Below are 6,908 nucleotides of genomic sequence, written 5' to 3'. Positions count from 1 at the left end.
GTCAATACCCATCTTGCGGCTGAAGGCGTAGACCTCATCGGTAAAGTGGCCGCCAGAGTCCATACACACCTGCGCAATATTCATCATTACGCCATCCTGCCGCTTATAGGCTTGCCGCAGTTTCTCCGCTATTACTTTCCAGATTTCAGGGCGAGAAAGGTCTCCATATAACCGGTAATAGTCGATGGACCAGCTCTCTTCACCCGCGCCCCAGCCCACCACTTCAAACTCAATCCGATCGTCCTGCACATCCACACCGCAGGTCAGCACCTCCACTGGCCAGGGCACTTCGGCCTGATAGTGTTCCCGGCGCTGGTACAACAGTTCATGATCGACAGTTTCACCTTGTTCCTGCCATGTTTGCCCGAGTACGGTATTAGTCCAATCTTTGAGAAGAACTGGATCGCCTTTGGCCGCCAGAAAGTCTGTGACTGCATCCGCCCAGCTGTACCAGCCATTCGGGCTGTATAAAGAACTCAGATGAAAGCCTGCTGTTTTGCCATCAGCCTCTTCGTTGAGGGCTACCCATTTGCCACCTTCTAACAGTCTGGGCTTGTCGTGCTCCCTCATTTGATGCTGGCAAGCCACACACTCGAACGATGCGGTTTGTGGATCATTATCTTCGAATTTGATTTGATTCCATTCGATGGACTGGAAGTGCCCACACTGGGTACACGGCACTTGATACTGCTGTTGATTCGATTGTTCATACGCCGTTTCAATCTTGCTGCTGCCAGCAATATTGGGCGTAGATACCATCAAGATTTTACGGTTGCGGGAAAACGTAGCCGTCCGCTTGATGGCGAGATTGATAGGGCTACCTTCCCCATCTACATCATCATCGTAAGCATCTACCTCATCAAGAAAGAGAAAGCGAGCAGGCATCGAGCGAAGGCCTGTAGCCGAGTTGGCTCCCGCGATAATCAACACACCATTGGGAAATTCTTTCACCAGTTGAGTATTGCCGGAATCTCTTGAGCGGGAATCCTTTACGCGCTCCTTGAGAATCGGCATCTCCTCAATCATCGGCGCGATCCGCTGCTTGGACGTTCGCTTGGCCATATCCAGCGTTGGCAGCACATACATCATCGGGCCGGGCGTATGATGGATGACGTAGCCCAGCCAGTTATTGCCGCACTCGGTTCCACCAACTTGAGCACCTTTCATAAACACAACTCGTTCCACCGGTGAGGTAGGCGACAGGCAATCCATAATGGCTTTGAGGTAAGGGGTACGCGTGGTGCGCCAGCGACCTGCTTCCTTGGCGGATTTCATAGGCAGAATGCGATGCTCGTCAGCCCATTCGGAAACCGTCATGCGAGTATCTGGTTTCAGACCATGCCTAAAGCCGGTGAAGTAAGGGCTGTTCATAACCAGTTATTCACTCAGTTTCTCCAGCACAGTTTCCAGCTCCTCTATAAGGATTGCTCGAATTTTTGCGGGGTCAGTTTCCGCAGCCAGCACATCGGCCATACGATCAGGAATAGCGAGCATGCCGTCCCGCACCATGCGGGCTAACTGGAATGCCTCATCCCGCACCTTCCGGGCATCCACCAGCTTGCCTTCCCGCTCTTCGTAATCCAGTCGCGCCATTTTCGCCCGATAGGCTTCGCGCATAGTGCGGGCCGTGGCGTAATCCACGGCTTTGGTATTGCCTGTGACGACTGGTGGCTCTGCTGTACGACCAGTGTCCTGCGTTTTCTCCTGCTGTTGCTTCCGTAGAACAGTGGAAGGCTCGGCCAGTTGCGCGATGGCCTTTTTTGCGGCCACCGGGTCGATTTTCCCCCGCTTGAGCTTAATCCGCCCCTGTTTCACCAGCTTGGCCACATACTGCTTGGACCAGCCATTCCGGCGGGCAAATTCGGCCTGTGAGATGCGTTCGCCAGGCATACAGGGCCTATCCGCGCGTTTTGTTTAAGTGGTTGGTATTTATTGAGAAATAACTTGATGGATCGCCATTTCAGAGCATGAATGTAAGTGAAAGAGCAAAAAATAACCACGGAGAACACCATGCCAACACCCAGGCAAAAGAACAGACTTCAAGACGCCCTGATGACCAAACGTGCCCGCATTGATGAACTGCTGGCTCTGGTTCAAACGCAGGCGGACAGCCACTTCAACTGCGGCCCTGAACATTGTCACTGGGGCCACGCCGGTGATTTGGATCACCTGATCGCCTGCCTTGAAAACGCCCTTGGCATTGAGCGCCAATAAATGAAAGCAAAGGAGATGCAATCATGAAAAAATCCACTCAAACCCTTACCCCAAGCCAGTCCAGTGTTCTTAAGCTGGGTTACGACAAAGGCACCTTTACCGCGCAGGATTTGCCCCTCAAAGGTGGTGCCTGCAAGAAGGTGATCGACAGCCTGCTCAACAAGGAATTCATCAAACCCGTCAACCGCAACGGCCGCTGGTTCGATTACGCCTTAACGCCTGCCGGACGACAGGCCATTGGTGTTGAGTCTCCTGATACACAAGACAAACCATCCAAGCCGAACAAACCCAAAGCGCGCCCCGGCAGCAAACTGGATCAGGTGATCACAATGCTGATGCGATCCGAAGGTGCCACCATCGCCCAGATGATGGAGCAGACCGGCTGGCAGCAACACACGGTGCGGGGCACGCTGGCCGGAGCCTTAAAAAAACGACTGGGGCTGACAGTCGAATCCGAGAAAACAAACGGCGAAGATCGTGTCTATCGCATCACCGGCGGCATGGAGGCAGCGGATGCCTAACAGTCACAACTCGAGAGCCGCAAACCCTGCGGCTCTGCTTATCCTGCCTTTGAGCAACGGTCATTTTATGGTGACTCGCGTAAGCCGAGCCGATAATCGAACCCTACCCACTCTCAATAAATGGTATCCCCGCTTCTTTGAAGCGCTGGCCCTGATGCAAAAGGGCAGTGTTGAGTACATCTCTGGGCGGGGCGTGATGGCCCTGCACCGCGATATGGGTGAATACTGGCAGGAGCACCAGCCGCGCTTTTTTCGGTCTGTGAGCACTCTGATTAGATATGCGGAGGAAAATAAAATTTCCCGCCTGTTCTGGCACTCCCTGACAACGGAAAATGCCGACGATGGTCAACCGGATAGTCAACCTGCGGAGTCAACCCGGAACGTAACCATTTCGAAGGGCTGGAAAGAACTCTGGTTGACTCGCTAACCCGCTGTAATCACGGGGTTTTCCGGGAAATCGTCAACCTGAGAGTCAACCCCGATTTTCACTCTGTCGCTAGCGAAATTCGGCGGCTCCGCTACCCCGCAATGCAGCGGTTTGTGCAGGGTCCCCGAGGTTAAGTTAATGCCTGAAGGCTGTTGATGCCTTCCCGAGCTAAACAGACGCGGATCACGTTAAAGAGATTGCGTGAGCGAGCGTTGCCCTTATCGCTCACCATGCGCCGCAGTGATGGAACGTGCACTTTCAAATCGCTGGCCACTTCTTCGAATGAGCCAGTGGCATTCAAGTAGTCACGCAGCAGGGCATTTCCGGCCGAAACATCACCCTGAACGAGATAGTTTTCGACGGCTTCACGCAGGAGCTCAACACGAAACTCATGATCTTTTGCAAGCTCCACAACGGTTTCTTTGAACTCTCTGGTTAGTGGCATAACTATTTACCTTCTTTCTGTATTTTGCTTTCTTGCCTGGTAATCAGCCCAATAGGCTTGGGCATTCTGAATATCCACTTGCTGTGTCGATTTGTCCCCTCCACAGAGTAGGATGATGATTCTTGATCCCTCAACTTTGTAGTAAATGCGATACCCTGGACCGTAATTGATCCGATATTCCGATAACCCTTCACCTATAGGCTTGGAGTCACCAAAGTTTCCCCCTTCCATCTTACGTACAGCACCAACCAGTTTGGCTGCTGCCCGTTTATCCCGAAGAGACTTTATCCAGTCTGAATAGGGCCTGTGTCCATCCTCAGTCTCATATTCATGTGCTTCTCGATGGGTAGTACTTCGCACGTCCTCTCCCTATATGATAACGTATATGGTATTAAGTTCAATTTTTATTGCTGATGATAGTGTGGCTCACTTTGAGCTACAGCAGAGCAGCATTGCGAACTCAAGCCTCACAACATAGCTGACCATCAGAGGCTTATGGGAAAATGTCAGGGTTTGAAGTATCCACCAGCTCATAGATAGTGCTGAGAAAAACAATTCACAATTTCTGTGGATAAGTCTGTGAAAAGAGAGAACTCCCAAGCGGTAGAGGGAAGTCAATAGTGAGAAGTTCATCACAGGTGTTTTTCTAACAAATAGCTAACGACGAATCGTGGAAACAACCTTCTCCACCCCACGGCTGGCAATGTATCCACCAATCCCCAGTTGCACGATACCCAGCAGTTTCAGTTCCAGCGCCTCGCTGAGATCCGGTGAGGCCCAGCCCATCCAACGGCACACCACCAGCGCTGTGAACACCAGCATCACAAGGGGGCGCCAGCTTCGTTGCAGCCAGCCTTCTCCCTGTGCTTCCGCTTTGATGACGCCTGCCTGTTGCGCCAGTTCATCCAGCTCACCGTTAATGGCCATTTCCGTGAGGGCGGTTTTGGCTTTGCTGGCCTGATCGGCATCGGGGAACACTTTGTCGATGATTTTGCCGACGACCGGAACAGCCGCCACCCAGCTCATTCTTCGCCCTCAGCGACAAAACCTTCCTGAGCCAACCATGCGCAAACGTCAAAGGACGGGCACGCTTTCTCCTGATCCAAATGGGTGTGACCGACAACTTTGGCTTCCGGCCAGAGGTTCAGGCAGCCTGCCACAAGGAACTTGAGCATGCGCTTTTGCTTCTCGGTGAAGTTATCCTGTGGCTTGCAGTCGCTGTCCAGCCCGCCCACAAGGCAAATGCCCACGCTCTCGTGGTTATGGCCTTTCACGTGTGCGCCCCAGTCATCAATAGGGCGACCTTGCTTTACCGTGCCATCCCGCTCAATCACCCAGTGGTAACCGATGTCGATAAAGGCACGTTCCATCATGTGCCAGCGTTTGATGGTGTCGAAGTCCACCAGCTGTTCGGGCTTACTGGCGGAGCAGTGCACGACGATGGTATTGGTTTCCTTACGCTTACCCATTGTCTTCTCTCTGTTGTTTGTGCTGTTCAGGATTTGAGGGTGTAGGCCACTGCGCCTATCACGGTGGTGAGAATCAGCCAGCCGAACCGTTCTACAGAGGCCAGCACCACGCCACGGGCACTGGCCTGTGATTCCAGCCTGCGGATGCGTTTTTCGGAGTCTTCCAGCTTGCGGTTGAGGCTGTCGAGGGTGGTGGTCTGGTGCACCATGCGCTCTTCGATAGTGGCAAGACGGGTGACGGCATCGGAGAGTTTGTCGAGTTTGGAATCAATCTGGTCAAGCCGCTGTTGCAGAACTTCCATCGTCAATGTCTCCTGTATTGTCGATATTTCCGCCATCCCTGGCGGTCACATCTGCTTTCTCCTTCTCTTCCTTCACCTGCTCAAAGGTGAGCCTGTTGCTTTCGAGATAGGCTTCCTGACCGGTGTACTCTTCCCAGCGACGTACGATCACATCCACGTATTTGGGGTCGAGTTCAGTAAGCCGTGCCTGACGCCCGCTCTTCTCACAGGCAATCAGTGTGCTACCGGAGCCACCGAACAGATCCAGTACGATGTCTTTGGTTTTGGAGGAGTTGCGAATGGCACGCTCCACCAGCTCCACGGGTTTCATAGTGGGGTGAAGATCGTTTTTGGCAGGCTTGTTGAAGAACCACACATCGCCCTGATCACGGGCACCGCACCAGAAATGGTCGTTGCCGTCTTTCCAGCCGTAGAGAATGGGTTCGTACTGTCTTTGGTAATCGGCGCGGCCAAGGGTAAAAGTGTTCTTGGCCCAGATCAGGAAGGTGGACCACTTGCCGCCCGCTTCCCGAAACGCCTTCTGCAAGGTGTCCAGTTCAGACGACGACATACACACATACACCGCCCCCTTAGCCACCAGCAGCATATTGGTCATGGCCGCCAGCAGGAAGGTGTAGAACTCAGCGCCAAGATTGTCGTTCTTGATGCGGCGGTCTTTTTTCCCTTTGCCGTCCTTCTCTGGGTTGGCGTAATCCACGTTATAGGGCGGGTCGGTAAACACCATATCGGCCAGTTGGCCATCCATCAGTGTTTCTACATCCGCCTGTTCCGTAGCGCTGCCGCAGAGCAGGCGATGGTTGCCCAGAATCCAGAGGTCTCCGGGCTGGCTGACCGGTTGCTCCTGCACCTCGGGAATGTCATCGTCCTCGGTCTGGCCTTCGCCGGTGGGTTCGTCTTCCAGAAGCTCTTCCAGTTCTTCCAGGCTAAAGCCGGTGATATCCAAGTCGAAATCCAGATCACCCAACGCCTGCAGCTCGGAGCGCAACAGTTCTTCATCCCATCCGGCATTTTCCGCCAGCTTGTTATCTGCCAGCACCAGTGCCCGCCGCTGCACTTCATCCAGATGGGCCAGCACAATCACCGGAACGGTGAGCATGCCCAGCTGGTTGGCCGCCAGTAAGCGACCGTGGCCCGCTACGATGATTTTGTCGTCCCCCACCAGAATGGGGTTCACGAAACCAAAGTTCTCAATGGAGCGGGCAATCTGGGATATTTGCTCCGGCGAGTGGGTGCGGGCGTTTTTGGCATAAGGCACCAGCTCTTCCACGGGCCAGTGCTCCAGTTGTTCAACCAGAATCCGTTCTGTTTCAGCCATTAGTATCTCGGAGATTTGTTAAGGGAGGCGCTTTGGTGGATTGGGCTGCGAGGGGTTGTGAGTGCAGCGGTGCCAAAGCTTACTTTCAATCTATGCAAAAAACGGCGTTTGTGTACCACCGAATTTTTTCTGGCTACAGCCGCGAGGTCTCGTTTGGTATCGTTTGGTATCGGGAGGGTGATATAGGTATAAACAGGGATAAATTCGGACCTGTC

General features: G+C 53.4%; 11 protein-coding genes. 3 read left to right on the top strand and 8 right to left on the bottom strand.

All coding sequences use genetic code 11. From position 1 onward, the window contains the following. Both E1189_RS19440 and E1189_RS19435 read right to left on the bottom strand, forming a co-directional pair. Positions 1–1,371: phage terminase large subunit family protein (locus E1189_RS19440; RefSeq protein ID WP_230460536.1), on the bottom strand; the 1,371-nt coding region annotated here is incomplete at its 3' end. A gap of 6 nt (positions 1,372–1,377) precedes the next feature. After that, positions 1,378–1,890 carry a hypothetical protein gene (locus tag E1189_RS19435; protein WP_155162637.1) on the bottom strand — a complete coding sequence of 171 codons (513 nt, stop codon included), beginning with the start codon at positions 1,888–1,890 and terminating at the stop codon, positions 1,378–1,380. 120 nt (positions 1,891–2,010) lie between these two features. Between E1189_RS19435 and E1189_RS19430 the strand changes: the two genes are divergently transcribed. Genes E1189_RS19430 through E1189_RS19420 form a run of 3 tightly spaced genes read left to right on the top strand, consistent with a single transcriptional unit; the run spans position 2,011 to position 3,162 of the window. Further along, positions 2,011–2,214 (top strand): hypothetical protein, encoded by a 204-nt coding sequence (locus E1189_RS19430; RefSeq protein ID WP_155162635.1) that lies wholly within the window; start codon positions 2,011–2,013, stop codon positions 2,212–2,214. A gap of 23 nt (positions 2,215–2,237) precedes the next feature. Next, entirely contained in the window at positions 2,238–2,735 is a 498-nt protein-coding gene (locus tag E1189_RS19425; protein WP_155162633.1) for a DUF3489 domain-containing protein, read from the top strand. Beyond that, positions 2,728–3,162, top strand: coding sequence for a hypothetical protein (locus E1189_RS19420; protein WP_155162631.1), 435 nt, complete (start codon positions 2,728–2,730; stop codon positions 3,160–3,162). Before E1189_RS19425 ends, E1189_RS19420 begins: the two co-directional genes overlap by 8 nt. A 130-nt stretch (positions 3,163–3,292) precedes the next feature. Here the strand turns inward: E1189_RS19420 and E1189_RS19415 are convergent, their stop codons facing one another. The 6 genes from E1189_RS19415 to E1189_RS19390 all read right to left on the bottom strand — a co-directional run bounded on the left by E1189_RS19415 (position 3,293) and on the right by E1189_RS19390 (position 6,693). Beyond that, positions 3,293–3,607, bottom strand: a complete 315-nt coding sequence (locus E1189_RS19415; RefSeq protein ID WP_155162629.1) for a hypothetical protein — start codon at positions 3,605–3,607, stop codon at positions 3,293–3,295. A gap of 6 nt (positions 3,608–3,613) precedes the next feature. Beyond that, on the bottom strand, positions 3,614–3,967 hold the full coding sequence (locus E1189_RS19410; RefSeq protein WP_329602130.1) for a type II toxin-antitoxin system RelE/ParE family toxin: 354 nt from the start codon (positions 3,965–3,967) through the stop codon (positions 3,614–3,616). Between the two features lie 297 nt (positions 3,968–4,264). Next, entirely contained in the window at positions 4,265–4,633 is a 369-nt protein-coding gene (locus E1189_RS19405) for a 3TM-type holin (RefSeq protein WP_155162626.1), read from the bottom strand. Continuing rightward, positions 4,630–5,076, bottom strand: coding sequence for an N-acetylmuramoyl-L-alanine amidase (locus E1189_RS19400; protein ID WP_155162624.1), 447 nt, complete (start codon positions 5,074–5,076; stop codon positions 4,630–4,632). Before E1189_RS19400 ends, E1189_RS19405 begins: the two co-directional genes overlap by 4 nt. A gap of 26 nt (positions 5,077–5,102) precedes the next feature. Next, the gene (locus E1189_RS19395; RefSeq protein WP_155162622.1) at positions 5,103–5,378 is read right to left on the bottom strand and encodes a hypothetical protein; all 276 of its coding nucleotides are present in this window, start codon (positions 5,376–5,378) and stop codon (positions 5,103–5,105) included. Beyond that, positions 5,353–6,693, bottom strand: coding sequence for a site-specific DNA-methyltransferase (locus E1189_RS19390; RefSeq protein WP_155162619.1), 1,341 nt, complete (start codon positions 6,691–6,693; stop codon positions 5,353–5,355). Before E1189_RS19390 ends, E1189_RS19395 begins: the two co-directional genes overlap by 26 nt. Between the last annotated feature and the right edge of the window lie 215 nt (positions 6,694–6,908).

Origin of the sequence: Parendozoicomonas verongulae (genome assembly GCF_009711465.1) — a bacterium.
Classification (GTDB): domain Bacteria; phylum Pseudomonadota; class Gammaproteobacteria; order Pseudomonadales; family Endozoicomonadaceae; genus Sansalvadorimonas; species Sansalvadorimonas verongulae.
This window is presented reverse-complemented; position numbering and strand designations above follow the sequence as displayed.

Bases quoted from the DNA above. Each gene is read 5' to 3' on its own strand.
- E1189_RS19430 (WP_155162635.1), top strand. From the start codon at position 2,011: ATGCCAACACCCAGGCAAAAGAACAGACTTCAAGACGCCCTGATGACC.
- E1189_RS19390 (WP_155162619.1), bottom strand. From the start codon at position 6,693: ATGGCTGAAACAGAACGGATTCTGGTTGAACAACTGGAGCACTGGCCC.
- E1189_RS19400 (WP_155162624.1), bottom strand. From the start codon at position 5,076: ATGGGTAAGCGTAAGGAAACCAATACCATCGTCGTGCACTGCTCCGCC.
- E1189_RS19435 (WP_155162637.1), bottom strand. From the start codon at position 1,890: ATGCCTGGCGAACGCATCTCACAGGCCGAATTTGCCCGCCGGAATGGC.
- E1189_RS19415 (WP_155162629.1), bottom strand. From the start codon at position 3,607: ATGCCACTAACCAGAGAGTTCAAAGAAACCGTTGTGGAGCTTGCAAAA.
- E1189_RS19395 (WP_155162622.1), bottom strand. From the start codon at position 5,378: ATGGAAGTTCTGCAACAGCGGCTTGACCAGATTGATTCCAAACTCGAC.
- E1189_RS19405 (WP_155162626.1), bottom strand. From the start codon at position 4,633: ATGAGCTGGGTGGCGGCTGTTCCGGTCGTCGGCAAAATCATCGACAAA.
- E1189_RS19425 (WP_155162633.1), top strand. From the start codon at position 2,238: ATGAAAAAATCCACTCAAACCCTTACCCCAAGCCAGTCCAGTGTTCTT.
- E1189_RS19420 (WP_155162631.1), top strand. From the start codon at position 2,728: ATGCCTAACAGTCACAACTCGAGAGCCGCAAACCCTGCGGCTCTGCTT.